Annotated in this window: 22 protein-coding genes; 13 read left to right on the forward strand and 9 right to left on the reverse strand. The window is 58.1% G+C overall.

Going from position 1 to position 25,566, the window contains the following annotated elements; all coding sequences use genetic code 11:
* Positions 1-298: 298 nt before the first annotated feature.
* The 11 genes from dnaA to QLG07_RS14575 all read left to right on the forward strand — a co-directional run bounded on the left by dnaA (position 299) and on the right by QLG07_RS14575 (position 14,281).
* Positions 299-1,690, forward strand: coding sequence for a chromosomal replication initiator protein DnaA (dnaA, locus tag QLG07_RS14525; RefSeq protein ID WP_048917911.1), 1,392 nt, complete (start codon positions 299-301; stop codon positions 1,688-1,690).
* 2 nt (positions 1,691-1,692) lie between these two features.
* Positions 1,693-2,793 carry a DNA polymerase III subunit beta gene (dnaN, locus tag QLG07_RS14530; protein WP_048917910.1) on the forward strand — a complete coding sequence of 367 codons (1,101 nt, stop codon included), beginning with the start codon at positions 1,693-1,695 and terminating at the stop codon, positions 2,791-2,793.
* A 97-nt stretch (positions 2,794-2,890) separates the two neighbouring features.
* The gene (gene recF / locus QLG07_RS14535; protein WP_048917918.1) at positions 2,891-3,976 is read left to right on the forward strand and encodes a DNA replication/repair protein RecF; all 1,086 of its coding nucleotides are present in this window, start codon (positions 2,891-2,893) and stop codon (positions 3,974-3,976) included.
* A gap of 17 nt (positions 3,977-3,993) precedes the next feature.
* Positions 3,994-6,402, forward strand: coding sequence for a DNA topoisomerase (ATP-hydrolyzing) subunit B (gyrB, locus tag QLG07_RS14540; RefSeq protein WP_282469496.1), 2,409 nt, complete (start codon positions 3,994-3,996; stop codon positions 6,400-6,402).
* A 292-nt stretch (positions 6,403-6,694) separates the two neighbouring features.
* Positions 6,695-7,798, forward strand: coding sequence for a Fic family protein (locus QLG07_RS14545; protein ID WP_282469497.1), 1,104 nt, complete (start codon positions 6,695-6,697; stop codon positions 7,796-7,798).
* Positions 7,799-7,969: 171 nt separating this feature from the next.
* On the forward strand, positions 7,970-9,175 hold the full coding sequence (gene rbsK, locus QLG07_RS14550) for a ribokinase (RefSeq protein ID WP_282469498.1): 1,206 nt from the start codon (positions 7,970-7,972) through the stop codon (positions 9,173-9,175).
* 43 nt (positions 9,176-9,218) lie between these two features.
* Positions 9,219-10,142: a dihydrodipicolinate synthase family protein gene (locus QLG07_RS14555; protein WP_282469499.1), complete on the forward strand. Its 924-nt coding sequence runs from the start codon at positions 9,219-9,221 to the stop codon at positions 10,140-10,142.
* An 81-nt stretch (positions 10,143-10,223) separates the two neighbouring features.
* Positions 10,224-10,715, forward strand: coding sequence for a YhcH/YjgK/YiaL family protein (locus QLG07_RS14560; protein ID WP_282469500.1), 492 nt, complete (start codon positions 10,224-10,226; stop codon positions 10,713-10,715).
* A complete protein-coding gene (locus QLG07_RS14565; RefSeq protein ID WP_048917904.1) occupies positions 10,712-12,016 on the forward strand; it encodes an MFS transporter in 1,305 nt (434 codons plus the stop codon). The genes QLG07_RS14560 and QLG07_RS14565 overlap by 4 nt, the downstream gene beginning before the upstream one ends.
* Positions 12,017-12,107: 91 nt before the next feature.
* Positions 12,108-12,917 carry a sugar-phosphatase gene (gene yidA, locus QLG07_RS14570; RefSeq protein WP_048917903.1) on the forward strand — a complete coding sequence of 270 codons (810 nt, stop codon included), beginning with the start codon at positions 12,108-12,110 and terminating at the stop codon, positions 12,915-12,917.
* Between the two features lie 104 nt (positions 12,918-13,021).
* The gene (locus QLG07_RS14575) at positions 13,022-14,281 is read left to right on the forward strand and encodes a DUF3748 domain-containing protein (protein ID WP_282469501.1); all 1,260 of its coding nucleotides are present in this window, start codon (positions 13,022-13,024) and stop codon (positions 14,279-14,281) included.
* On the opposite strand, the gene QLG07_RS14580 is transcribed toward QLG07_RS14575, so the two are convergent.
* The gene (locus QLG07_RS14580) at positions 14,259-14,669 is read right to left on the reverse strand and encodes a YceK/YidQ family lipoprotein (protein ID WP_282469552.1); all 411 of its coding nucleotides are present in this window, start codon (positions 14,667-14,669) and stop codon (positions 14,259-14,261) included. The genes QLG07_RS14575 and QLG07_RS14580 overlap by 23 nt on opposite strands.
* Positions 14,670-14,971: 302 nt before the next feature.
* Here QLG07_RS14580 and ibpA point away from each other — a divergent pair, with 302 nt between their 5' ends.
* On the forward strand, positions 14,972-15,394 hold the full coding sequence (gene ibpA / locus QLG07_RS14585; protein ID WP_048917901.1) for a small heat shock chaperone IbpA: 423 nt from the start codon (positions 14,972-14,974) through the stop codon (positions 15,392-15,394).
* A 62-nt stretch (positions 15,395-15,456) separates the two neighbouring features.
* Here the strand turns inward: ibpA and QLG07_RS14590 are convergent, their stop codons facing one another.
* Positions 15,457-16,707 carry a valine--pyruvate transaminase gene (locus QLG07_RS14590; protein WP_282469502.1) on the reverse strand — a complete coding sequence of 417 codons (1,251 nt, stop codon included), beginning with the start codon at positions 16,705-16,707 and terminating at the stop codon, positions 15,457-15,459.
* Between the two features lie 404 nt (positions 16,708-17,111).
* Here QLG07_RS14590 and QLG07_RS14595 point away from each other — a divergent pair, with 404 nt between their 5' ends.
* Positions 17,112-18,320 (forward strand): aldose 1-epimerase family protein, encoded by a 1,209-nt coding sequence (locus QLG07_RS14595; RefSeq protein ID WP_282469503.1) that lies wholly within the window; start codon positions 17,112-17,114, stop codon positions 18,318-18,320.
* A 48-nt stretch (positions 18,321-18,368) separates the two neighbouring features.
* Here QLG07_RS14595 and ghrB read toward each other — a convergent pair whose 3' ends face one another.
* The 7 genes from ghrB to QLG07_RS14630 all read right to left on the reverse strand — a co-directional run bounded on the left by ghrB (position 18,369) and on the right by QLG07_RS14630 (position 25,523).
* Positions 18,369-19,349, reverse strand: coding sequence for a glyoxylate/hydroxypyruvate reductase GhrB (ghrB, locus tag QLG07_RS14600; RefSeq protein ID WP_282469504.1), 981 nt, complete (start codon positions 19,347-19,349; stop codon positions 18,369-18,371).
* Positions 19,350-19,366: 17 nt separating this feature from the next.
* Positions 19,367-20,650: an MFS transporter gene (locus tag QLG07_RS14605; protein ID WP_048917897.1), complete on the reverse strand. Its 1,284-nt coding sequence runs from the start codon at positions 20,648-20,650 to the stop codon at positions 19,367-19,369.
* Positions 20,651-20,722: 72 nt separating this feature from the next.
* On the reverse strand, positions 20,723-21,676 hold the full coding sequence (locus QLG07_RS14610; protein WP_282469505.1) for a sugar kinase: 954 nt from the start codon (positions 21,674-21,676) through the stop codon (positions 20,723-20,725).
* Between the two features lie 3 nt (positions 21,677-21,679).
* Positions 21,680-22,429 carry a sugar phosphate isomerase/epimerase gene (locus QLG07_RS14615; RefSeq protein WP_282469506.1) on the reverse strand — a complete coding sequence of 250 codons (750 nt, stop codon included), beginning with the start codon at positions 22,427-22,429 and terminating at the stop codon, positions 21,680-21,682.
* Between the two features lie 225 nt (positions 22,430-22,654).
* Positions 22,655-23,689: a LacI family DNA-binding transcriptional regulator gene (locus QLG07_RS14620; RefSeq protein ID WP_282469507.1), complete on the reverse strand. Its 1,035-nt coding sequence runs from the start codon at positions 23,687-23,689 to the stop codon at positions 22,655-22,657.
* A gap of 59 nt (positions 23,690-23,748) precedes the next feature.
* On the reverse strand, positions 23,749-24,735 hold the full coding sequence (locus QLG07_RS14625) for a LacI family DNA-binding transcriptional regulator (RefSeq protein ID WP_282469508.1): 987 nt from the start codon (positions 24,733-24,735) through the stop codon (positions 23,749-23,751).
* A gap of 122 nt (positions 24,736-24,857) precedes the next feature.
* Entirely contained in the window at positions 24,858-25,523 is a 666-nt protein-coding gene (locus QLG07_RS14630) for an OmpA family lipoprotein (protein WP_099754746.1), read from the reverse strand.
* Positions 25,524-25,566: the final 43 nt, after the last annotated feature.

Here is a 25,566-nt window from a genome sequence, read left to right on the forward strand (position 1 = left end):
TCCTGAATGCCTTTTGTGCAGGCTGGCGTAAACTTATCCCCGCTATCCGCCCCTGTGGATAAATTGGATCAAAACTGTGTAGAAAGTGAAGATCTCTGCTGCGCTTTACGCTATGATCCGCCCTTCCGCTAACGATCCCCGGGTCGGATCCTAACCCGAAAGTAGTATCAATGTCGGGGACGGGCGGAGTAACCGCGGATAGCGGTTCGCATGCGTATCATCGGCATGCGTCAACAATGATGAAATTATCGCTTCAGCGCCTTTATTTCTTATCGAACTTTTTCGAGTGGAGTCCGCCGTGTCACTAACGCTTTGGCAACAGTGTCTTGCCCGTTTACAGGATGAGCTACCTGCCACAGAATTCAGCATGTGGATACGCCCCTTGCAGGCCGAACTGAATGACAATACGCTGGCCTTGTATGCACCAAACCGTTTTGTACTCGACTGGGTTCGGGATAAATACCTGAATAATATTAATGCCTTGCTGAATGACTTCTGCGGCAGCAATGTGCCATTGCTGCGTTTTGAAGTCGGCAGTAAGCCGGTGGCGCAGGCCATCAGCCAGCCCGTGTTAGCCAGCGCCAATGCCAGCTCTCCAGGCATTATCAGCCGCCCGGCGCCGATGCGGCCAAGCTGGGACAATATGCCGGCTCCGGCCGAGCTCTCCTACCGCTCCAACGTCAATACTAAACACAACTTTGACAACTTCGTTGAGGGTAAATCGAACCAGCTGGCACGTGCGGCGGCACGCCAGGTGGCGGATAACCCTGGCGGAGCCTACAACCCGCTGTTCCTTTATGGCGGCACCGGTCTGGGTAAAACGCACCTGCTGCACGCGGTGGGTAACGGCATTATGGCGCGCAAGCCGAATGCCAAAGTGGTGTACATGCACTCCGAGCGTTTTGTGCAGGACATGGTCAAAGCGCTGCAGAACAACGCCATTGAAGAGTTTAAGCGCTACTACCGTTCGGTTGATGCGCTGCTGATCGATGACATTCAGTTCTTTGCGAATAAAGAGCGATCGCAGGAAGAGTTTTTCCACACCTTTAATGCCCTGCTGGAAGGTAATCAGCAGATCATTCTGACCTCAGATCGTTATCCGAAAGAGATCAACGGCGTTGAGGATCGACTGAAATCCCGCTTCGGCTGGGGGCTGACGGTCGCGATCGAACCGCCAGAACTGGAAACCCGCGTGGCGATCCTGATGAAAAAGGCTGACGAAAACGACATTCGTCTGCCGGGCGAAGTGGCCTTCTTTATTGCCAAGCGCCTGCGCTCTAACGTGCGCGAGCTGGAAGGGGCGCTGAACCGCGTGATCGCTAATGCCAACTTTACCGGCCGGGCCATTACCATCGATTTCGTGCGCGAAGCGCTGCGCGATCTGCTGGCCTTGCAGGAGAAGCTGGTCACCATTGATAATATTCAGAAGACCGTCGCTGAGTATTATAAAATCAAAGTGGCCGATTTATTGTCGAAGCGCCGTTCGCGCTCGGTAGCCCGCCCGCGCCAGATGGCGATGGCGATGGCAAAAGAACTGACCAACCACAGTCTGCCGGAAATCGGTGATGCTTTCGGGGGTCGTGACCATACCACCGTGCTACATGCCTGCCGAAAAATTGAGCAGCTGCGCGAAGAGAGTCACGACATTAAAGAAGATTTCTCAAATCTCATCAGAACATTATCTTCCTGACTATGAAATTTATTGTAGAACGCGAGCATTTACTCAAGCCATTACAGCAGGTCAGCAGCCCGTTAGGCGGCCGCCCGACGCTGCCTATCCTCGGAAACCTGCTGCTGCAGGTTAATGAAGGCACCCTGCTGCTGACCGGCACCGATTTAGAAATGGAGATGGTGGCCCGCGTTGCACTGACGCAGGACCACGAGCCGGGCGCGACCACCGTTCCGGCGCGCAAATTCTTTGATATCTGCCGTGGCCTGCCGGAAGGTGCGGAGATCACGGTGATTCTGGACGGCGAAAGAATGCTGGTGCGCTCCGGCCGCAGCCGCTTCTCGCTTTCCACCCTGCCCGCCAGCGACTTCCCGAACCTCGACGACTGGCAGAGTGAGGTTGAATTCACTCTGCCGCAGGCGACGATGAAGCGCCTGATCGAAGCCACGCAGTTCTCTATGGCTCATCAGGACGTGCGCTACTACCTCAACGGGATGCTGTTTGAAACCGAAGGTGAAGAGCTGCGCACCGTGGCAACCGACGGGCACCGTCTGGCAGTGTGCTCGATGCCGGTCGGCCAGGCGCTGCCGAGCCATTCGGTGATCGTGCCGCGTAAAGGGGTGATTGAGCTGGTGCGTCTGCTGGACGGTGGCGACACGCCACTGCAGGTGCAGATCGGCAGCAACAATATTCGTGCGCACGTGGGTGACTTTATCTTTACCTCGAAGCTGGTTGATGGCCGTTTCCCGGACTATCGCCGCGTATTGCCGAAGAATCCGGACAAAACGCTGGATGCCAGCTGCGATCTGCTGAAGCAGGCCTTCTCGCGTGCCGCCATTCTCTCCAACGAGAAGTTCCGCGGCGTTCGCCTGTATATCAGCGAAAATCAGCTGAAAATTACCGCGAATAACCCGGAGCAGGAAGAAGCGGAAGAGATGCTGGATGTCACCTACGGTGGCACCGATCTCGAAATTGGCTTTAACGTCAGCTACGTGCTGGATGTGCTCAACGCGCTGAAGTGCGAGAACGTACGTCTGCTGCTGACCGACTCCGTGTCCAGCGTGCAGATCGAAGATGCGGCCAGTCAGTCCGCGGCCTACGTTGTCATGCCGATGAGATTGTAATTGCTGATTTAATCCCCATATTTCGTAGGGGTCAGGCATGCCTGACCCAGGGCCGCACATGTGCGGCCCCTACATCCCGCTGCTCTGGATCGGTGTCATGGCTTTAACCCGCCTTCTTATCAAAGACTTCCGTAATATCGAAAACGCGGACCTGGCGCTGGCCCCGGGATTTAATTTCCTGGTGGGGCCAAACGGCAGCGGTAAAACCAGCGTGCTGGAAGCGATTTACACCCTGGGGCATGGCCGGGCGTTTCGCAGCCTGCAGGCGGGCCGCGTGATCCGCCACGAGCAGGATGCGTTTGTTCTGCACGGGCGTATTGCCGGTAACGAGCGTGAAGTTTCCGTTGGCTTGACGAAAAACCGCGCCGGTGACAGCAAGGTGCGCATTGACGGCAGCGACGGGCATAAAGTGGCCGAGCTGGCGCAGATGCTGCCCATGCAGCTGATCACCCCGGAGGGCTTTACGCTGCTGAACGGCGGCCCAAAGTACCGTCGTGCTTATATCGACTGGGGATGTTTTCATAACGAGCCGGGATTTTTCAACGCCTGGAGCAACCTGCGTCGCCTGCTGAAGCAGCGCAACGCCGCGCTGCGCCAGGTGTCGCGCTACCAGCAGATCCGCGCCTGGGACCAGGAGCTGGCACCGCTGGCAGAGCAGATAAGCGCCTGGCGTGCCGCCTACAGCGAAGCGATAGCGGCGGATATCAACGCCACCTGCGCGCAGTTTCTGCCGGAGTTTCAGCTGAGCTTCTCCTTTCAGCGCGGCTGGGACAAAGAGAGTGATTACGCCGACCTGCTCGAACGCAATTTTGAGCGCGATCGGGCATTGACCTACACGGCCAGCGGCCCCCATAAGGCGGATTTTCGTATTCGCGCTGAGGGGACGCCGGTGGAAGATTTACTGTCTCGCGGCCAGTTAAAGCTGCTGATGTGCGCCCTGAGACTGGCGCAGGGTGAGTTTCTCACCCGACAGAACGGGCGACGTTGCCTGTATCTGATAGATGATTTTGCCTCTGAGCTGGACGAAACGCGCCGCCACCTGCTGGCAGCGCGCTTAAAAGCCACTCAGGCCCAGGTTTTTGTCAGTGCCATTGCGGCCGAGCATGTCTTCGATATGACTGATGAAAAGGGCAAGATGTTCAACGTAGAACAGGGTAAAATAGCGGTTCAACCTGAAGATTAAACGAGCGAGAAAAGTTGATGTCGAATTCTTATGACTCCTCCAGTATCAAAGTTCTAAAAGGGCTCGATGCGGTACGCAAGCGCCCGGGTATGTATATCGGCGATACGGATGACGGCACCGGTCTGCATCACATGGTATTTGAGGTCGTGGATAACGCCATTGACGAAGCGCTCGCCGGTCACTGTAAAGACATTCTGGTTACCATTCATGCGGATAACTCTGTCTCCGTTGTCGATGATGGCCGTGGTATTCCAACCGGCATCCACGAAGAAGAGGGTATCTCTGCCGCTGAAGTGATCATGACCGTGCTGCACGCGGGCGGTAAGTTCGATGATAACTCATACAAAGTTTCCGGCGGCCTGCACGGCGTAGGGGTTTCCGTGGTTAACGCCCTGTCGGAAAAACTGGAGCTGACCATCCGCCGTGAAGGCAAAGTCCATCAGCAGATCTACGTGCACGGCGTGCCGCAGGCCCCGCTGAGCGTGACCGGTGAAACCGATCTGACCGGGACGCGCGTGCGTTTCTGGCCAAGCCATCAGACCTTTACCAACGTGGTCGAGTTCGAATATGAAATCCTGGCTAAGCGTCTGCGTGAGCTGTCATTCCTGAACTCCGGCGTATCAATCAAGCTGGAAGACAAGCGTGACGGCAAGAACGACCATTACCACTACGAAGGTGGTATCAAGGCGTTCGTTGAGTATCTGAATAAGAACAAAACCCCGATCCACCCGAATGTGTTCTATTTCTCAACCGAGAAAGACGGCATTGGTGTGGAAGTGGCGCTGCAGTGGAACGACGGTTTCCAGGAAAACATCTACTGCTTTACCAACAACATCCCGCAGCGCGACGGCGGTACGCACCTGGCTGGCTTCCGCGCCGCCATGACCCGTACCCTGAACGCTTACATGGATAAAGAAGGCTACAGCAAGAAGGCCAAAGTGAGCGCCACCGGTGACGATGCGCGTGAAGGGCTGATTGCCGTGGTTTCGGTGAAAGTGCCGGACCCGAAATTCTCCTCTCAGACCAAAGATAAACTGGTCTCTTCCGAGGTGAAATCGGCGGTTGAGCAGCAGATGAACGAACTGCTGTCTGAATACCTGCTGGAAAACCCGGGCGATGCCAAAATCGTCGTGGGTAAAATTATTGACGCCGCGCGCGCGCGTGAAGCTGCACGCCGCGCGCGTGAGATGACCCGCCGTAAAGGCGCGCTCGACCTGGCAGGCCTGCCGGGCAAACTGGCCGACTGCCAGGAGCGTGACCCGGCGCTGTCCGAAATCTACCTGGTGGAAGGGGACTCTGCGGGCGGCTCTGCCAAGCAGGGGCGTAACCGTAAGAACCAGGCAATCCTGCCGCTGAAGGGTAAAATTCTCAACGTTGAGAAAGCCCGCTTCGACAAGATGCTGGCTTCTCAGGAAGTGGCAACGCTGATCACCGCGCTGGGCTGCGGCATTGGCCGTGACGAATACAACCCGGACAAGCTGCGCTATCACAGCATCATCATCATGACCGATGCGGACGTCGATGGTTCTCACATCCGTACGCTGCTGCTGACCTTCTTCTACCGCCAGATGCCGGAAATCATCGAGCGTGGCCACGTGTATATCGCTCAGCCACCGCTGTACAAGGTGAAGAAAGGCAAGCAGGAACAGTACATTAAAGACGATGAGGCGATGGACCAGTATCAGATCACTATCGCGCTGGACGGGGCGACGCTGCACGCTAACGCCAGTGCGCCAGCGCTGGGCGGCAAGCCGCTGGAAGACCTGGTGTCTGAGTTCAACAGCACGCGCAAGATGATCAAACGTATGGAGCGCCGCTATCCGGTTGCCCTGCTTAATGCGCTGATCTACCACGCGACGCTGAGCGACCTGGCGGCAGAAGCGCCGGTGCAGGGCTGGCTGGATGGGCTGGTGAAGTATCTCAACGATAACGACCAGCACGGCAGCACCTTTAGCGGCCTGGTACGCGAAAACCGTGAGCTGCATATCTTCGAGCCGGTGCTGCGTATTAAAACGCACGGGGTTGATACCGATTATCCGCTGGATACTGAGTTTATGCTCGGCGGCGAATACCGTAAAATCTGCGCCCTCGGTGAGAAACTGCGCGGCCTGATCGAAGAAGATGCCTTTATCGAGCGCGGCGAGCGCCTTCAGCCCATTGCCAGCTTCGAGCAGGCGATGGACTGGCTGGTGAAAGAGTCGCGCCGTGGCCTTTCGGTACAGCGTTATAAAGGTCTGGGCGAAATGAACCCGGATCAGCTGTGGGAAACCACCATGGATCCGGACAGCCGCCGTATGCTGCGCGTGACCATCAAAGACGCCGTGGCGGCCGACCAGCTGTTCACCACCCTGATGGGCGATGCGGTAGAACCACGCCGCGCCTTTATCGAAGAGAACGCCCTGCGCGCGGCGAACATCGATATCTGACAGAACAGGCCCGTCGTAGGGGGCGACCTTCTTTTCCGGTCGCCCCGCATTCGGTCACCTCGCAGCAAACAGCAGACTTTCGGGTCTGCTTTTTTTTCGCCTGCACTCTGCCTGTTATTTTTCTCATGTCGAAAAAAGAGGATAATTTCGACACGTTTGCTCTTCATGTTAAGCGCATCGACATATCGCATAAACGTGTCGAAAAAACAGAAGAATTTCGACACGTTCAGTTTTCATGTTAAGCGCAGCGACATATACTCAACACGTGTCGAAAAAAATGGATAATTTAAACATGATCTGGCAAGCCGACCGGCCTTTCAACCAACTTCCCCTTCTGCCGCCTGATGGTGAAGTGTTAGAAAACAGGGTGATCCTTAAAGCCTGTATTCGGGCGCGTGCTGCTTTGGCTGAGCTGAAGCAGGCTGGTGAGCTTTTGCCTAATCAGGGACTGCTGATTAATCTGCTGCCGCTGCTGGAAGCCAAAGACAGCTCGGAGATAGAGAATATTGTCACAACATCGGACAAGCTGTTTCAGTTTGCCGAAGAAGATGCGCGGGCAGATGCTGCTACGAAAGAGGCGCTTCGTTACCGCACCGCTCTCTACCAAGGGTTCACTGAATTAAAGCACCGGCCTCTCTGTATCAGTACCCTGGTTCAGGTCTGTAGCACTATCAAGTCGGTGCAGATGGATATACGAAAAGTCCCGGGAACGATGCTGCGCAATTCTGCTACTCAGGAAATTATCTATACGCCGCCCGAAGGTGAGCAAATCATGCGCGCGTTACTGGCAAACTGGGAAACCTTTTTGCATCAGGAAGACGATATTGACCCCTTGATCAAAATGGCGGCGGCGCACTATCAGTTTGAGGCGATCCATCCCTTTGGAGATGGCAATGGCCGTACCGGGCGTATCATCAATATCCTGTACCTGATCGAGCAGGGGCTGTTGAGCTTACCGATTCTTTACCTTAGCCACTACATCGTCCGTAATAAGCAGGATTATTATCGCCTGCTGACTGGCGTTACTCAGCAGGGTGACTGGCAGCCATGGATCCTGTATATGCTGAAAGCAGTCGAATTTACCGCAATTTGGACGACGCAAAAAATTGCGGCAGCCAGATCGCTGATCGAGCATACGACCGACTATGTCCGTCAGCAGTTACCGAAAGTCTACAGCCATGAATTGGTGCAGATTATCTTTGAGCAGCCTTACTGCCGCATCAGTAATCTGGTTGAAAAAGAGATCGCTGGACGCCAGACGGCCTCAAGTTATCTGAAACAGTTGTGTGATATTGGTGTGTTAAGCGAAATCAGTGCAGGAAAGGAGAAGTTATTTGTTCATCCAAAGCTGGTGAAGTTAATGACCGAGGAAAGTAATCGTTTTAGCCATTATTAATGTCACTAAGCTGCCTGTCCGGGAGTGACATCGTCTCCGCTCTCGGACAGCGCTACCATTTCACCCTTTGGTTTCCCTTCCGTTTGCTTCCGTTTTTCCCCGCGCGCTATGACCGCTATCACTTTTAAACGTTTCGTGCTCCCTTAGTCTCTTAATGACAAAGAGGTGACTATGTATCTGGAACAGCGGCGTAACCACATTCTTGAGTATCTCGATCGCCATGAAACGCTGAGCGTCGCCTGGCTCGCCGGGACCTTTGCCGTATCGAAAGAGACGATTCGCAGCGATCTGGCCGCGCTGGCGGGGCTGGGATTGATTCAGCGCTGCCACGGCGGGGCGATAGTGTTACGCCGTAATCTGCAGGCCAGGCTGATTTCCGAGACCGGCGGCAACTTTGAAGTGCTGCTGCAGCGGCTGGAAAGCCAGCGCCTGAACGGGCAGCGCGGCAAGCGTAAGACCCAGGGGCGGGTATGTATTCTCGGCTCGTTTAACGTCGATATCGTGGCGAAGGTCGCGCGCTTTCCCAGAGGCGGAGAATCGCTGCTGGCGCTTGGCAGTACGCTGGGTCCGGGTGGCAAAGGGGCCAATCAGGCAATGGCCGCCAGCCGTACCGGGGCGCGGGTGCACTTTGTCTCTAAAGTGGGTAAAGACCAGTTCAGCCAGTTTGCTTTCGATCACCTTTCGGCATCGGATATTCACTCCTTCAAGCTCTATCAGAGTGAAAGCGAGCCGACCGGCAATGCGATTATCTATGTGTCGCAGCAGGATGGCGAAAACATGATCGCCATCTACTCCGGCGCCAATCAGACGCTCACCGATGCCGAAGTGGCGGAGATGACGCACGAGCTGTCCGGCGCTGACGTATTGCTGCTACAGCTGGAGAACAACTTCTCCGCCACGCTCAACGCCATGAAGCTGGCCAATACGCTGGGCGTGCGGGTGATTATGAATCCGGCGCCGTTCTCGGACGATGTACTCAAATGCCTGCAGTATGTCGACGTGATCACCCCTAATGAAACTGAGGCATCGCTGCTCTCGGGGGTTGAGGTGACGGATCTGGAGAGCGCCAGAGAAGCGGCGCAGGCCATCGTGCGCCAGGGCGCGAAGCGGGTGATTATCACTATGAGCTCGCGCGGCGCGCTGATCCTCGATAACGGGCAGTTCCAGCATATTCCGGCATTTCCGGCGCTCAGCGTTGATACCACTGGCGCGGGCGATGCCTTTAACGGCGCCTTCGCCGCCGCGCTGGCAAGCGGACAGGCCATTGCGCAGGCGGCCACTTACGCCGCGGCGTTTGCTTCACTGGCGGTGGAGCGTGAAGGGGCCAGCAATATGCCCGATCACCCCCAGGTGGTTGCGCGACTGGCGCAGCGCTGAACCGCCCCATTTTCAGGCAGTACGCTGCCATCAGGAGAACAAGATGAAGAAGATTGAAGGTATTGTCCCGGTGATGTTGACGCCGTTTACCCCTGATAACCAGATCGACTATCCGGGCCTCGAACGTTTAATTGACTGGTATCTGACGCAGGGCGTTGATGCGCTGTTTGCCGTCTGCCAGTCGAGCGAAATGCAGTTCCTGTCGCTGCAGGAGCGCGTATCCCTTGCGGAATTTGTGGTCGGCAAAGTGCAGGGCCGCGTACCGGTGATTGCCTCCGGCCATATCAGCGATGCGCTTGACGCGCAGATCGAAGAGCTGAGCGCGATGGCCGCCACCGGCATCGATGCGCTGGTGCTGGTGACCAACCATCTTGACCCGAAAAACGAGGGCAGCGAGGTGTTCTTCTCCACGCTGAACGCGCTGCTGGAAGCCCTGCCAGCCAGCATGCCGCTTGGCCTTTACGAGTGCCCGGCCCCGTATCGCCGCCTGCTGAGCGACGAAGAGTTCAGCTTCTGCGCCAACAGCGGCCGCTTCGTGGTGCTGAAAGATGTCAGCTGCGACCTGCCGACCGTGCAGCGCCGCGTGAAGCTGGCAGAGGGCACGCCGTTCAATATCATCAACGCCAACGCGGCGATCGCCTGGCCCGCTATCCAGGCAGGCTCGAAAGGCTTCAGCGGTGTGTTTACCAACTTCCACCCGGAGCTGTATCACTGGCTGTATCGCCACGGGGCAGAGCAGCCGGAAAAAGCCCAGGAGCTGTCGCTGTTCCTGTCGCTGTCCGCGGTCACTGAGACGCTGGGCTACCCGAAAAATGCCAAAATTTATCATCAGCATCTGGGCACTTTCAGCAGCGAGTTCTGCCGCGTGAACAAAGATAACGTGCTGGAAAAATTCTGGGGCCTCGGCGTGCTGCTGGATCAAATCCAGCAGGGCACTACGCTGTGGCAGAAGAAAATCGCGGGCTAGCTGTTCGCGCCGGGCAGCGCTACCAGGGGCTGCCCGCTGTACCCACACCCGCCAAACAAATAACAATACGGGACAACGACCATGATTTTTTGCGATCGCAACGACTGGGCGAGGGAACGTCATACCCTGCACCCGGTGATTAACCAGGCTTTAGAATGGATTGCCGCCACGGATTTTGCCGCGCTGGAACCGGGAAAATTCGACATCCTGCCGGATAATAAGATGTTCTGCCTCTATCAGACCATGGAAACCGAACCGGCCAGCGCCCGCCGCGCCGAGTCACATTTTAACTATGTTGATATTCAGTATCTGCTGTCCGGTGAAGAGAGCATCGGCGTGGCGCGCGCGCACCCAAGCCATGTGGTAGTCGAAGACGACGCCGAACAGCGCGATATCGTGTTCTACCATCAGACCCACAATGAATCGATGATTGCGCTGGAAGCGGATACCTTTGTGGTGCTGTTTCCCCATGATGTTCATCGCCCCTGTTGCCAGACCCACGGTGTTTCCCGCATCCGCAAAGCGGTAATCAAAATTCACCTGAGCCTGTTTACTGACGAGACATCATCATGAAAGAGACCTCTGTAGCCGCAACCTCCTCCGTGCAGCCGCTGGCCGCCAACCCGCCGCAGATCTCTCGCCTGCGCTGGGGCATTATCCTTATTCTGCTGCTGGCAGCGGTGGTTAACTATCTGGATCGCGCCAACCTCAGCATCGCCAACACCACCATTGCCGCCGAGTTTGGCTTCTCGCAGACCGAAATGGGGCTGCTGCTGTCGGCCTTCCTCTGGCCGTATGCGCTGGCCAACCTGCCGGCGGGCTGGCTGGTGGATAAGTTCGGCCCGAAACGCATGTTCTCTTGGGCGCTGGGGCTGTGGTCCGGCTTCACTTTCCTCGCCGCTTTTGTCAACAGCTACTCGGTGTTTTACGGCCTGCGTATGCTGCTGGGGATTTCCGAATCGCCGTTCTTTACCTCCGGCATTAAAATCACCCACCGCTGGTTTGGCGACAAAGAGCGCGGCCTGCCAACCTCAATCATCAATACCGGTTCGCAGATCGCTAACGCCATCGCCCCGCCAATCCTCACCGTGCTGCTGCTGAGCTTTGGCTGGCGCGGGATGTTTATGGCAATCGGCCTGATGGGGCTCCCACTGCTGCTGGCGTGGTGGAAGTTTTACCGCGATCCCGATGCGCGTGAAGATGCGCTGATCCATGCCGGGCACCGCAGCGTCACGGCCGCCGGGGAAAAAGTGGTTAAAACCAGCTGGGGCGCGCTGTTTAAGCACCGCACCACGTGGTTTATGGTGATCGGTAACTTCTCCATCATGTTTACCATCTGGGTATATCTCACCTGGCTGCCAAGCTATCTGGAAAAATCGCTCGGCTTCAGCCTGAAGCAGACCGGCTGGATTGCCTCGATTCCCTTCTTTGCCGGGATCCTCGGCGTGCTGGTGGGCGGGATGCTGTCTGATAAGCTGGTGCGAGGCGGCATGAAAGCCATCCACGCGCGTAAGATCCCCATCGTTGCGGGTGCGGCGCTGGCAGCCTGCTTTGTCGCCCCGATCCCGTTCGTCGACAGTACCCCGCTGGCGATTACCCTGCTGTCGCTGGGCTACTTCTGCTCGCAGATGCCACAGGGGGCTATCTGGACGCTGGCGACCGACATCGCGCCGAAGGATCAGGTGGCGTCACTCGGGGCGATTCAGAACTTTGGCGGCTTCCTTGGCGCCGCAATGGCACCGATTGTTACCGGGGTGATTCTGGATATGACCGGAAAATTCACCAACGTGTTCCTGCTCGGGGCCGGGCTGCTGATGCTGGGTGCGATCAGCTACGGTTTCTTTGTTAATAAACCGCTGGCAGCGCAGCGCTGATGGATGCGTGCCGTTCAGCGCGTAATCAGGCTGGTGATCATCAGCTGAATCGCGCTAGCATGGGAACAAACTGTTGGCTAACGAGGATGGTATGGCGATAAAACTGATTGCGATTGATATGGACGGCACGTTACTGAATCCACAGCACCAGATCACCCCTGGCGTGAAGCAGGCCATTCAGGCGGCGCGCGATAACGGCGTGGCGATTGTCCTGGCGACCGGGCGCCCGTTTGTTGGCGTGCAGAATTACCTGACGGAGCTGGATTTACAGCAGCCGGGGCAGTACTGCATCACCAACAACGGCGCACTGGTTCAAAAGGCGGAAAGCGGTGAATGCGTGGCGGAAGTGGCGCTGCATTTCGATGATTATCTCTACTTCGAAAAGCTGGCGCGCGAGCTGGGCGTGCATTTCCAGGCGCTGACCAAAACCGAGCTGTTCACGCCAAATAAGGATATCAGCGAGTATACCGTTCATGAGGCGTGGCTGACCGGAATCCCGCTGCGCCAGCGCGACGTCGCTGAAATGGACCGCAGCCTGAGCTTCCCGAAAGTGATGATGATCGACCCGCCAGAACTGCTGGATGCGGCGATTAAGAAGATCCCGCAGGAAGCGTACGATCGCTACACCATCATGAAAAGCTCGCCTTACTACCTCGAAATCCTTGATAAAAGCGTCAATAAAGGGTCGGGCGTTAAAGCGCTGGCGGAGCTGCTGGGGCTGAAGCGTGAAGAGGTGATGGCCATCGGCGACCAGGAGAATGACCTGGCGATGCTGGAATATGCCGGCACCGGCGTGGCGATGGGCAACGGCATTGAGAAAGTGAAGGCGATGGCGCAGTTTGTCACCCGGCCTAACTTTGAAGATGGCGTGGCCCACGCGATTGAGAAGTTCGTACTGTAGCCTGCCTGACCCCGTCAGACGGCGGATATTCTGCATCCGCCGTATCCACTATCCTTAGTTATCGGTGGCGGGGATCCTCCCCGCCCCCCTATCAGCGGCCCCCTATGAAAGAAATACAACTCACCTTCGCTGCGCGCCACCACCAGCTGACCAATATCAATGTCTGGACCGCGGACAGCCAGTGGCTGGTGTACGACGTGCGCCCTTCCGGGGCGTCATTTACCGGCCTGACCATTGAGCGGGTTAACGTCAGCAGCGGTGACACCGAGGTGCTATATCAGGCGCGCGACGGTGCGCACGTTGGCGTGGTAACCGCCAGCCCGGACCTGCCCCCGCGCTATGTCTGCATTCACGGCCCCGAGCACCCGGACAGCCAGTGGAAGTATGATTTCCATCATCGGCGCGGGGTGATCGTTCAGCACGGGGTGGCGGAAAATCTTGATGCCTGCGATATCACCCCGCCGTTTACCGCCGGGGCGCTGCGCGGCGGCTCGCACGTGCACGTGTTCAGCCCGGATGGTTCACGCCTGAGCTTTACCTATAACGACCACGTGATGCATGAGCTGGACGTGAAGCAGGACCTGCGCAATGTGGGCGTGGCCGTGCCGCTGCATGCGGTCTGCCCGCCAAAAAACCATCCGCGTGAATACGACGGCAGCTACTACTGCGTGCTGGTGAGCCGCACCACCGTTCAGCCGCTGCCGGGCAGTGATGAAATCAACCGCGCCTATGAAGAGGGCTGGGTGGGGAACCTGGGGTATCAGCGCGCCGACGGTAGCCGTCAGCGCTGGGCGCTGGCCTTTATTGGCGATACCGTCGCGCCAGGCGGCGAGAAAGTGGCCGAGGTGTTTATTGTCGATCTGCCGGAAAACAGTACCGACTATGCGCTGGCCGGGGACGCGCCGCTGGAAGGCACCGCACACAGCCTGCCAGCGCCACCTCGCGGCGTAAAACAGCGGCGCCTGACCTTTACCCGCCGTGGCCTGGCCAGCACCCCGCGCCACTGGCTGCGTAGCTCGCCGGACGGCAGCGCGATTGCTTTTCTGATGGCGGACGAGGCGGATGTGGTGCAGCTGTGGACCGTTTCCCCACTGGGGGGCGAGCCGCGGCAGGTGACGCACGGTCATCACAGCATTCAGTCGGCGTTCAGCTGGCATCCAAATGGGCAGCAGCTGGCGTTTGTCTGCGATAACAGCGTGATGATTTGCCAGCTTGCCAGCGGAGCAGTGCGGCGCATTACCGCACGCAGCGAAATCCCGCCGGTAGCCGATGCGGTGGTGTTCTCGCCGGACGGTGAGTCAGTCGCCTATTTACGGGACGGCAACCCGTGGCGGCAGATATTTATCGCGCGGGTGCGAGGCTAGCGCCGCTGGCGGGTGACGGTGCGGCATCGTGGGAGGACGACATGGGGGCCATGGTTTCGTTCATGATGGCATCGGTATGATTGGCCTGCTCGCTGCGCAGCACGCGCGCGCGCGGGGAGTCATCTTCCCCTTTGTCGCCGGAGCGGAAATAGTCCATCGGCAGCAGCAGCGTATCCAGCACCGCCGAAAATGGCAGATCGATAGCGGCCAGCGGTTTCATCACCCAGCCGCTGTTTTTATCGACGATTGTCTCTGCGCTGGCGCGCGTGCCGGGGTAGTAACCCTCGTAAGGCGCGGAGTGCATCATCACGCTGGAGCAGCCGCTGGTATTCACCAGCGAAACGCAGGCAACAAAACCGGCAATATGGCACTTCTTCAATGCATTCATCATTAATATCCCTTGTTATGGCAAGCCTGCTGAGACTTGTCGCCGGCGTGCGTCAAAGCATTGTCCACTCTGTGGTGGCTGGCACCGTGGTCCGGCAAACTCATCCCTGAGTGTATGACATTCACTGCTTTCCGGTTAAAAAAATCGCATTTTCCCCTTGAAAGCATCGCGTCTGTCACCATTTTACTCTTACGGTCAGTGAAGCCTGCGCCGACAGGGCAGCGTTTTCTGAACCGGCGGTCCGTCCAATGTGGAGGATCGACTTTGTTAATCACATCTCGCTGACTATCAGGAGCTGCAACATGCGTAATTTTGACCTTGCCCCACTGTATCGTTCATCCATTGGCTTTGACCGTCTGATCAACCTGCTGGAATCCAGCCAGGGTCAGAGCAACAACAATGGCGGCTACCCTCCGTACAATGTGGAGCTGGTGGCAGAAAACAACTACCGAATTACCATTGCCGTGGCGGGCTTCGCGGAAAGCGAACTGGAGATCACCTCCCACGACAACCTGCTCAGCGTGCGCGGTTCGCACCCGGAAGAGCAGCAGGAACGCACCTATCTCTATCAGGGCATTGCCGAGCGCAACTTCGAGCGTAAATTCCAGCTGGCCGAGCACGTACACGTGCGTGATGCCAAACTGGAAAATGGCCTGCTGTATATCGACCTTGAGCGCGTGGTGCCAGAAGCTAATAAACCGCGCCGTATCGAAATCATGAAATAACATGAAATAAAATGCTTACGGGCCGCCAGCTGGCGGCCCTTGTTTTATTCTCTTTTCCGGCGTTAGCCTTCGCGGTGCGCCCGCTCGACCTCTTCCGTCAGAATCGCAATTCCGCGCTCAATCTTCTCGCTGTCCGGCACATAGTTCATGCGCATGCACTGATGCGTATGCGGCCACGCCTGCTCCAGCCCCGGGAAGAAGAAGTGCCCCGGCACCATCAGCACGCCGCGCTGTTTTAAACGCTGGTACAGCACTTCGGTGGTGATCGGCAGGTCTTTGAACCACAGCCAGAGGAAAATCGCCCCCTCCGGTTTATGGATCAGGCAGCGATCGGGGGATAAATAGCGGCGAATAACGGCGATTGTCTGGTTAACCCGCTGCTGGTAGAACGGCTTAATCACCTCTTCTGACAGCCGCAGCAGATCGCCGCGCTGGATCATCTCATTAGCGATCGCCGGGCCAATGCTGCCGGGTGCCAGGCTGATAATGCCGTTCATATTGCTGATGGCGGAGATCACTTTCTCATCGGCAATAATGATGCCGCAGCGCGAGCCCGGCAGGCCGAGCTTGGACAGGCTCATGCACAGAATAATGTTCGGGTTCCACAGCGGGCGCGCCTCGCTGAAGATAATACCGGGGAACGGAACGCCATAAGCGTTATCGATCAGCAGCGGGATCTGATGCTGCTGCGCCAGCGCATCCAGCTTCAGCAGCTCCTCATCGGTGATGACATTGCCGGTCGGGTTGGTCGGGCGCGATACGCAGATCAGCCCGGTATCGTCGCCGATATGCAGGTGTTCAAAATCGACGTGATACTTAAACTGCCCTTCCGGCAGCAGTTCGATATTCGGGCGCGTGGAGACAAACAGGTCTTCATCCAGTCCGGCATCGGCATAGCCAAGGTATTCAGGGGCCAGAGGGAACAGCACGCGTTTCTTACTGCCGTCGGCGCGGCGGCCAGCGTACAGGTTAAACAGATAGAAGAAGGCGCTCTGGCTACCGTTGGTCAGGGCGATATTTTCGGGGGCGATCTGCCAGCCCAGCTCATCGCGCAGCAGCCGGGAGAGTGAATCCAGCAGGGTGCTTTTACCGCGTGGGCCGTCGTAGTTACACAGCGCTTCCGCCAGCTTGCCTTCGTCGTGCATCTGCTGCAGCAGCTGCTGGAAATAGTCGTTCATCGCCGGGATCTGCGCGGGATTACCGCCGCCGAGCATCACCGTCCCCGGCGTGCGTAAACCATCGCCCATATCTTCCATCAGACGAGAGATGCCCGAATGACGCGTAAATTTGTCACCAAATGCCGAAAAGCTCATACCCTGTTAATCACTTGTTAGTCCTCAGGAGGACCACCTTAACGTCAGCAGCCGGATGATTGCAATGCTGCGGCGGCAGAATCGCATTTGTCTGATTGTGCCAGCCTGCCTGGCCCCTAAGCAGGAGGGCGAGCGGTGTAGGATCGGGGCAGACCCCACTTGCAGAGGGCGAGCAGCACCCCATAGCTGAATCGTTTTTTACATCCCGCTCAATCTTTCGCTAAACATCACATTTATTTATGTAATTAATCCTGAGTCATCATTTTTACGTGACCACCATCGCGTTTAGTGGAGCAAAAATAGCTTAAAAGTCAGTCGGTGATGGTTGTCACGTTTTTATCTGCCGGTGATTTGTAGTCTGGACCCGCATAAAGCTAAATCAATTCAGCTAAAGGGATAAAGAGATGAAAAAAAGCGTTCTGGCAGGGTGTGTGTTGGCGATTCTTAGCGGTCAGGCTGCGGCGCAAAGCTGGCTGCTGACGGATGCTGAAAGCGGGACGGAAAAGGGCAACTGGCAAATCAGCAGCCAGCAGCTGAAGCTGGCAGGCGAGAGTTTCAGCATCGAGCAAAAGGTGTTGCACGGCGGCAAGCAGGAGGGCTCCAAAGTGCTGACGCTGACCAGTAAAAACGGGCTGACCATTGCACTCAGCCCGACGCGCGGTATGGATCTGCTGCACGTCAGCGGCCACGGCGTGCGCCTGGGCTGGGATTCTCCGGTGCAGGAAGTGGTCAACCCGGCCTATATCAACCTGGAGAGCCGTAACGGGCTGGGCTGGCTGGAAGGATTCAACGAGATGATGGTGCGCTGCGGCTTTGAGTGGACCGGGCACCCGGTAACCAAAGACGGGGTGATCTACACGCTGCACGGCAAGGCAGGCAACACCCCAGCGTCGAAAGTTGAAGTGATGGTTGATGATAAAGCCCCGCATGAAATTCGCATTCGCGGGCTGCTGAAAGAGGTCACCTTCAAGAAAGCGAAACTCGAAACCTGGACCGAGCTGCGTTACGTGCCGGGCTCGGACTCATTCACCGTGCATGATGTGCTGACCAATGAGGCAGACTATCCGCACGACTATCAGATTATCTACCACAGTAACTTCGGCACGCCGATCCTGGAAAAAGACGCGCGCTTTATCGCCCCGCTGAAATCAGTATCGCCTTTTAACGACTACGCCAAAAAAGGGCTGGATGGCTGGAACGTTTATGGCGCGCCGACCAAAGATTTCGACGAGATGGTGTTTAACCTGCAGCCCAAAGCGGACAGCAATGGCAAAACCTTGGCGGCGGTGATTAACAGCAAGGGCGACAAGGGGGCCGCGATTGAGTTTGATACCCGCCAGCTGCCGCTGCTGACCATGTGGAAGAACACCGATACCCTGAAGCAGGGTTATGTCACCGGGATTGAGCCGGGCACCAACTATGCTTATCCGGTGACAATCGAGAAAGAGCAGGGAAGAGTGAAACAGCTGCAGCCGGGGCAGAGCACCGAATTTACGCTGACCTATTCCCTACTGAAGGACGCCAGCGCGGTGCAGAAGGTTGAACAGCGCGTGAAGCAGATCCAGGGGGATGACAGCGTAGAGATTAACCAAACGCCGATCGCGACGGAGTAATCCTCCCCGTGGTAGGGGCGGGGCATGCCCCGCCCGTTTTGGCGTGCCTCAGCCCTGGGACAATATCTGTGGATTAACGCAGTTCTTCTCCACCTTGCCGGTTAACGCGGCAATCAGGTTATCTACCGCGTCCTTCGCCATACCGTAGCGGGTCTCATGGGTCGCGGAGCCGATATGCGGCAGCGCCACCACGTTGCGCAGCTGCAGCAGCTCTGAGCTGACCGGCAGCGGCTCCCGCTCAAACACGTCCAGCCCGGCAGCGTAAATCGTGCCATCTTTCAGTGCGTCGATCAGCGCCTGCTCATCGACCACCGGGCCGCGCCCGGCGTTAATCAGCACCGCGCTTTTCTTCATCTTCGCCAGCTGCTCGCGCCCGATCAGGTGATGGGTCTGCTCGGTCAGCGGCAGGCTGATGCAGAGGAAGTCTGACTCGGCCAGCAGCGTATCCAGGTCGCAGTACTGCGCGTCAAAGCGCTGCTCGGCTTCTTCATGATGCTTACGCGCGTTATACAGGATCGGCATGCCGAAACCGAGGTGCGCACGCTGCGCCAGCGCCAGACCGATGCGGCCCATGCCCAGAATGCCGAGCTTTTTGTGGTGGACATCAATGCCGAACCACTCCGCCCCGAAACTGCCCTGCCATTCGCCCGCCTTCACGCGTTCCGCCATTTCGACCACGCGGCGTGCGGAGCTGAGCACCAGCGCCATCATGGTATCGGCCACCGTTTCGGTCAGCACCGTCGGGGTGTGCATCAGCAGCACCTTGCGGTCGTTGAGCGCGGCGACGTCAAAGTTGTCATAACCGACCGAGACGCTGGAGGCGGCACGCAGCTTCGGCGCGTGCTGTAGAAACTCCGCATCCACTTTGCCGCCAGAGCCGAGGATCCCCTCGGCATGACGGAAGGCGTCGGCATGTTGCGCGAGAGTTTCCGGGGTTAAGCCGTTGATTTCGGTCACGCTGAAATGTTCATCCAGCTTTGCACGCAGGTCTTCAGGCAACGATTTATACAGCACCACAGAAGGTTTCATTCATTTCTCCAAAAGCATTAAGCGTGTTTAGCGCCGTCGGGCAGCGGCTGTTGCTTGTTGCGCGCCGGTTTTACGGCCAGCGTCAGCCAGACGGAAATCAGTAATGCCGCGCCCATAAAGATATAGGAAGCGGACGGGCTGCCGGTGGCACCGTTCAGGTAACCGACCACCCACGAGCCGAGGAACGAGCCCAGAGCGCCCATCGCATTGATCAGGGCCATCGCGCCGCCGGCGACATTACGCGGCAGCATTTCCGGGATAATGGCAAAGAACGGGCCATAAGGCGCATACATCGCCGCCCCGGCGATCACCAGCAGGGCATAAGAGAGCCAGAAGTTGCCAGGCCCCACCAAATATGAACCTAAAAACGCCAGCGCACCAATCAGCAGCAACGGCCAGACAAACAGTTTGCGGTTTTGTAACTTATCGGAGGCCCAGGAGACGACGATCATCGCAATGGTTGCGGCCAGATAGGGAACCGCCGACAGCCAGCCCGCTTCGACCATGCCCATGCCGGTGCCGTTACGCAGAATGGATGGCAGCCACAGCACGAAGCCGTAAACGCCGATGCTCCAGGTAAAGTACTGCGCGCAGAGGAGAATAACGTTGCGCGACTTAAAGGCTTCAGCATAGTTGCGTACCGCCTTCAGGTTCTCCTGCTCTTTCTGCAGCTGCGCCTGGAGCGCGGCTTTCTCCGCGTCGCTCAGCCATTTGGCCTGCGCGGGTTTATCCTGCACCAGGAACCACCAGGCGACAGCCCAGATCACCGCCGGGAAGCCTTCAATAATAAACATTTCACGCCAGCCAAAGGCGTCGATCAGATAGCCGGAGACCACCGACATCCACAGTACGGTGACCGGATTACCGAGGATCAGGAAGGTATTGGCGCGCGAGCGTTCGGATTTGGTAAACCAGTTACTGATGTAAATCAGCATCGCCGGCATCACCGCCGCCTCTACCACACCCAGCGTAAAGCGGATCGCCGCCAGCATCGGGATATTGCTCACCAGCCCGGTCAGCGTGGCGCAGATGCCCCACAGGATCAGGCACCAGAACACCAGCTTTTTCACGCTGCGCCGCTCGGCATAGATGGCGCCGGGGATCTGGAAGAAGAAGTAGCCGAGGAAGAACAGCGCACCCAGCAGGGATGATACCCCCTTGGTGATGCCGAGGTCTTCGTTGATCCCCGCTGCGGAAGCAAAACTGAAGTTTGCACGGTCCAGATACGCCAGGCTGTAGGTGATAAACACGATGGGCATGATGTACCACCAGCGTTTTGGCGCGATTGTCTGATTGCTCATAGTTCTGTCCTCGGTGTCCGCATTCTGTTGTAGGGCGATGCGGTTTTGTTATGTTTCGGTCAGTGGCAACAGCTAGAAATCACCCAGCGTGGCGCGCGTGGGTAACCCTTCGCTGTCGCCCGATACCTGGATTGCCAGAGAACCGATTTTATTACCGCGCAGGATCGCGGCGGGTAACGATTTTCCTTCCAGCAGGGCGCTGATCACTCCGACGGCAAAACCGTCGCCAGCGCCGACGGTATCCACCACGTTATCCGTCAGCACCGCCGCAATCTGGCCCTTTTCACCTGCTGCCGTTTTATACCAGGCGCCATCGCTGCCGGTTTTGATCACCACCGCCTGCACGCCCATTGCCAGATAGAAATCGGCAATGGCTTCCGGCTGCTGATAGCCGGTCAGGATCTGTCCCTCTTTAATACCGGGCAGTACCCAGTCGGCGTACTGCGCCAGCCCGTTCAGCTGCTTAATCATCTCGGCTTCGCTCGGCCACAGCACCGGGCGCAGGTTCGGGTCGAAGGAGATGGTTTTACCCAGCGCCTTCATTTCGCGTGCCGCATGCTGTGACAGCGCCAGCGAGCTGTCGGAAATGGCCGCCGCCACGCCGCTCAGATGCAGATGGCGTGCGCTGGCAAAGTAGTCGCGATCAAAATCGGCGGGCGAGAGATGGCTGGCCGCCGAGCCTTTACGAAAGTATTCAACCAGCGGATCGGAGCCATCGTCCACGCGGGATTTCATCTGGAAACCGGTCGGATAACGCGGGTCGCAGGTGACCTGACGGCGGTCGACGCCCTCCAGATCGAGCTGCTGACAGGTGAAGCGGCCAAACGAGTCGTCACCAATGCGGCTGACCCAGCCTACGTTCAGACCGAGGCGCGCCAGGCCAATCGCCACGTTAAGTTCGGCGCCGGCAATGCGTTTGCTGAACTGCGTCACGCCTGCCAGATCGCCGCATTCGCTGGCGACAAACATCGCCATGGCCTCACCGATGGTCACGGCATCCAGCGTGGGGTGGGTTTGAGCGGTCATCATTTACTCCTCGCGCAGCAGGTCAACATAGTGGCGGGTAACGGCCACCAGGTCGGCCCCTTCCAGCGGAAACTCAATGGCCCGCGGCACGTCGGCAGGTAAAAGAGCCAGCGTCTCGCGCCACAGATTATCGGCATCATCCAGCGCCACCGCGCGCCAGCTGCCTCCGTCGGGCACGGCGGCCTTAACGTGGATATAGCTGACATAGCGGCTCAGGCGTTCGGCTGCCTGCAGCGGCTGGTCGCCAACCCACAGCCAGTTGCCCATATCGAAAGTCATGCCGTTGCAGGTGCGGCTCTCGCCGCAGGCGTGAAAGAATGGGTCCAGCGCGCGCAGTTTACCGCAGGCGGTTTGGTCGTTCTCCACCACCAGATGGACCTTTTTCCCGGCCAGCTTGCCGCGCAGGACGCTGCAGTCAAAGCCGGTCTGATAGTGGCCCAGAGAATATTTGAGTAGCTGCGCGTTAAGCTGTTCCGCCTCGTTGAAATGACCATCGAGGTTGGGGTTAAGCGCACCGTCCGCCATAAACAGCGCTTCCGGCACCGAGTAGATCGCCATCAGGCGGCTGGCCGCGATCGCCTCGGCTAGCTCAGGCAGCGCTGACAGCTGCTGCGCGCTGAACAGCTCGCGGCGGATCTCCACACCATCGGCCCCGGCGGCGGCAATAATCGGCAGCAGCGCCTGCTGCCCGCCCAGCTCGTCTATTTTCTCTCGGCCGTAGGCGGCGGTCACCACAATCACTTCTCTTTTCATCTTTCCTCCGGCATTACTGCGGACCTTTGCGCCCGACTTGATAAAAAAACGTTAGTTGGAACCGGTTCCAAAAGATAGCGGCAGAAGTGGAATTTATGATCGCGCTCACGATGTGAACAATTTCTGGCGGGGAAAGCTCTTAAAAATGGCAGGTGGCGGGAGGGGCAAGCAATGAACAAAAAATCCTGTTCCCGCTGTAGGGAACAGGCAAGCCTGTAACGCTGTTTATCCTGAAACGGCCAGCTTCTGCGTCGACCCGCGCACAATCAGTTCACCGCTAAATACCTGCTCGTGCATCGGTGTTTCATCGCCCTCAATGCGTTTCAGCACCTGCTCCAGCGCGGCGTAGCCCATTTGCCAGGTGGGCTGCTTGAGGGTAGTGATGCCGACGCCGGCCAGCTCTGCCCACTCCAGTTCGTCAAAGCCCAACAGGCCAAGCTGCTGACCCCAGTTGAGATTGAGCCGGCGCAGGGCGCGGGCTACCTGCAGCGTCAGTGCGCCATTGACCACCATCACTGCGCACGGGGCGTGCTGATGGCGCTGGTAAAAGTCGCTCAGCACCTGTTCCAGCTTTTCACCGTCGCCAAGCGGCACCTCGGCATGTTCAGCGACCCGCTCCGGCTGCTGCGCCATGCGCTGATGGAATGCATGCACGCGCTCGAGGCGGGTATTCACCAGCCCAAGCGGTTCGCTGATAAACAGCAGGGCGCGATAGCCCTGCATCAGCAAGTGGTCGGTGGCCTGAAGTGCCGCCGCCGGGTTATCCAGCCCGATCACATCGCAGTCGAAATCGGGGATTTTACGGTCAATCAGTACCATGGGCAGCAGCGACTGCTGCAGCTGATTGAGCGCCTCTTCGCGCATGCCGACGGCGTTCACCACCACCCCCTCTACCTGATAGCTGCTCAGCAGGTTGAGGTAGTGCTGCTCCAGGTCCACTTCGTTGTTGGTATTACACATCAGCAGGGTAAAGCCGTGCGCGCGGCAGGCGGCTTCGATGCCGCTCAGCACGTTAACCGAGTAGGGGTTGGTGATATCCGCAATGATCAGGCCAATCAGCCGCGTGCGCCCGCGCTTCAGGCCGCGTGCCATCTGGCTGGGGCGATAGTTAAGCTCGGCGATGGCCGTTTCGATACGGGTTTTCAGCTCGGCGGACAGCGCGTTTAGCTCGCCGTTGAGATAGCGGGAAACGCTGGTTTTGCCGACGTTCGCGGCTTTGGCGACATCGCTGATGGTGGCTTTGGCGGCCTTACGGTTCATGATGGTCCCTGGCGGTGAATATTGCGCGAGACTATCACACCTGCCGCGTTACGCCAGCATCAGGGCAATTTCAGTTCGGGCTGCCACAGCACCTGAAGCGTTGCCACCTCTTCGCCCTGCATCAGCCGCAGCACCATTTCCGCCACCTGCTGACCGACGTCGAGGCGTGTAGCCTGCGCAATGCTGGTAACCGGTTCGGCAATCACCGAATCGCCGGGCAGCCCGTCATACACCATCAGCTCAATGCGCTGCGGGCCGCTCAGCCGCCCGGCTTCACGCAGTGCAATCGCCGCGCCGTCGCCCAGCATATTACAGTCGGCGACGATCGCCTGCGGCGGCTCTGACTGTGCCAGCAGCGTTTGCGTCAGGCGATAGCCTTCACGGCGGTTAGGCTCGGCCTGCCAGCAGCTATCGCGCGCCAGCCCGTGCTGCTCCAGCGCGTCGAGAAACCCCTGGCGGCGCTGGCTGACGAAGGTTTGATCGTGGTGGCTGCCGAGCCATGCAAGCCGCTGCAGCCCCTGCGCGGCATAGTGCGCCACGGCCAGCTGCGGGCCGGCGTAATTATCAAAATCGAACCAGGCATAGGGGGTGTCGAGCTGGCTGCGGCCGAGCGCAAGAAAGGGAAAGTGCAGCTGCTGTAGCTTCACCAGACGGCTGTCATGGCGGGTGGTGTGCGCGACAATCAGGGCGTCAACGCAGTGCGTGCGCAGCATACGCTGCATGCCGCGATGGTCGTCATGGGTATCATCGGCGATGATTAACAGGTCGATATCGGCGCGGGCCAGCGACTGGGCTATCGCCCCCATCATCTCGACAAAGCTGGCATCGTTAAACGGCAGCGGAGCGACGGGAAACAGCAAACCGACCGCGTTGCTGCGCCCGGTTTTCAGGCGCCGCGCGACGGCATTGGGGCGATATCCGCGCCGTCTGGCTTCCTGTTGAATGCGCAGCCGGGTCTCTTCCGCGACGTCGTCATAGCCGTTGAGGGCACGGCTGACGGTGGTGACGGAGAGGCCCAGCGCGTGAGCGATCGCTTTCAGGGACATGTTTGCAGGTGTGATCAATTTTTGCGCAGGGTAGCACAATTTGCTGTAGCTCACTATCGCACGGCGTAATAATTGCGGGTGAGACTTGAACGCCCCGCCAGAGTAAGGCGGGGCCAGGAAGATTACTGCAGCGGGCTGAGGGTGATCTCAACGCGGCGGTTTTGCGCTTTCCCTTCTGCGCTGCTGTTTGAGGCAATCGGGTTGTCCGGCCCCATTCCGCTGGTGCGCACGCGGTTAGCGGCGACGCCCTGGGTGATCAGGGCGCTGCCCACGCCGTCGGCGCGCTGCTGAGACAGGGTCATGTTCAGCTGGCGGCTGCCGCTGCTGTCGGTATAACCGATCACATTAACCGCCGTTTTTGGATACTCTTTCAGCACCATCGCCACGCCGCTCAGGGTATTGGCCCCGGCCGGTTTCAGCGTGCTGCTGCTGGAGTCAAAGGTAACGTTATTCGGCATGTTCAGCACGATATTGTCACCGTTGCGCGTCACGCTGACCCCCGTGCCCTTCATCTTGTCGCGCAGTTTGGCTTCCTGCACGTCCATGTAGTAACCGGCTCCACCACCCAGCGCCGCACCGGCTGCCGCGCCAATCAGCGCGCCCTTACCGCGATCTTTCTTCGAAGAGGAGATCATGCCAACACCGGCACCCAGAGCCGCACCAAGGCCTGCACCGATACCGGATTTACCCGCTTCGCGCTCGCCAGTGTAAGGATTGGTGGTACAGCCGGCCAGGGCAAGAGTGCCGCTCAGCACCAGGGCGATAGTGACTACACTTTTCTTATTCATGGGGGTTCCCTCTCATTGCAGCGGTCAGACAAAATCTTGCCTG

The organism is Erwinia sp. V90_4 (assembly GCF_029967685.1).
Taxonomy (GTDB): domain Bacteria; phylum Pseudomonadota; class Gammaproteobacteria; order Enterobacterales; family Enterobacteriaceae; genus Erwinia; species Erwinia aphidicola.

Bases quoted from the DNA above. Each gene is read 5' to 3' on its own strand.
- yidA (WP_048917903.1), top strand. From the start codon at position 12,108: ATGGCGATAAAACTGATTGCGATTGATATGGACGGCACGTTACTGAAT.
- QLG07_RS14625 (WP_282469508.1), bottom strand. From the start codon at position 24,735: ATGTCCCTGAAAGCGATCGCTCACGCGCTGGGCCTCTCCGTCACCACC.
- QLG07_RS14555 (WP_282469499.1), top strand. From the start codon at position 9,219: ATGAAGAAGATTGAAGGTATTGTCCCGGTGATGTTGACGCCGTTTACC.
- rbsK (WP_282469498.1), top strand. From the start codon at position 7,970: ATGTATCTGGAACAGCGGCGTAACCACATTCTTGAGTATCTCGATCGC.
- QLG07_RS14620 (WP_282469507.1), bottom strand. From the start codon at position 23,689: ATGAACCGTAAGGCCGCCAAAGCCACCATCAGCGATGTCGCCAAAGCC.
- recF (WP_048917918.1), top strand. From the start codon at position 2,891: ATGGCTTTAACCCGCCTTCTTATCAAAGACTTCCGTAATATCGAAAAC.
- QLG07_RS14575 (WP_282469501.1), top strand. From the start codon at position 13,022: ATGAAAGAAATACAACTCACCTTCGCTGCGCGCCACCACCAGCTGACC.
- QLG07_RS14610 (WP_282469505.1), bottom strand. From the start codon at position 21,676: ATGACCGCTCAAACCCACCCCACGCTGGATGCCGTGACCATCGGTGAG.
- QLG07_RS14595 (WP_282469503.1), top strand. From the start codon at position 17,112: ATGAAAAAAAGCGTTCTGGCAGGGTGTGTGTTGGCGATTCTTAGCGGT.
- QLG07_RS14630 (WP_099754746.1), bottom strand. From the start codon at position 25,523: ATGAATAAGAAAAGTGTAGTCACTATCGCCCTGGTGCTGAGCGGCACT.
- QLG07_RS14560 (WP_282469500.1), top strand. From the start codon at position 10,224: ATGATTTTTTGCGATCGCAACGACTGGGCGAGGGAACGTCATACCCTG.
- QLG07_RS14590 (WP_282469502.1), bottom strand. From the start codon at position 16,707: ATGAGCTTTTCGGCATTTGGTGACAAATTTACGCGTCATTCGGGCATC.
- gyrB (WP_282469496.1), top strand. From the start codon at position 3,994: ATGTCGAATTCTTATGACTCCTCCAGTATCAAAGTTCTAAAAGGGCTC.
- dnaN (WP_048917910.1), top strand. From the start codon at position 1,693: ATGAAATTTATTGTAGAACGCGAGCATTTACTCAAGCCATTACAGCAG.
- QLG07_RS14565 (WP_048917904.1), top strand. From the start codon at position 10,712: ATGAAAGAGACCTCTGTAGCCGCAACCTCCTCCGTGCAGCCGCTGGCC.
- ghrB (WP_282469504.1), bottom strand. From the start codon at position 19,349: ATGAAACCTTCTGTGGTGCTGTATAAATCGTTGCCTGAAGACCTGCGT.
- QLG07_RS14605 (WP_048917897.1), bottom strand. From the start codon at position 20,650: ATGAGCAATCAGACAATCGCGCCAAAACGCTGGTGGTACATCATGCCC.
- QLG07_RS14545 (WP_282469497.1), top strand. From the start codon at position 6,695: ATGATCTGGCAAGCCGACCGGCCTTTCAACCAACTTCCCCTTCTGCCG.
- QLG07_RS14615 (WP_282469506.1), bottom strand. From the start codon at position 22,429: ATGAAAAGAGAAGTGATTGTGGTGACCGCCGCCTACGGCCGAGAGAAA.
- ibpA (WP_048917901.1), top strand. From the start codon at position 14,972: ATGCGTAATTTTGACCTTGCCCCACTGTATCGTTCATCCATTGGCTTT.
- QLG07_RS14580 (WP_282469552.1), bottom strand. From the start codon at position 14,669: ATGAATGCATTGAAGAAGTGCCATATTGCCGGTTTTGTTGCCTGCGTT.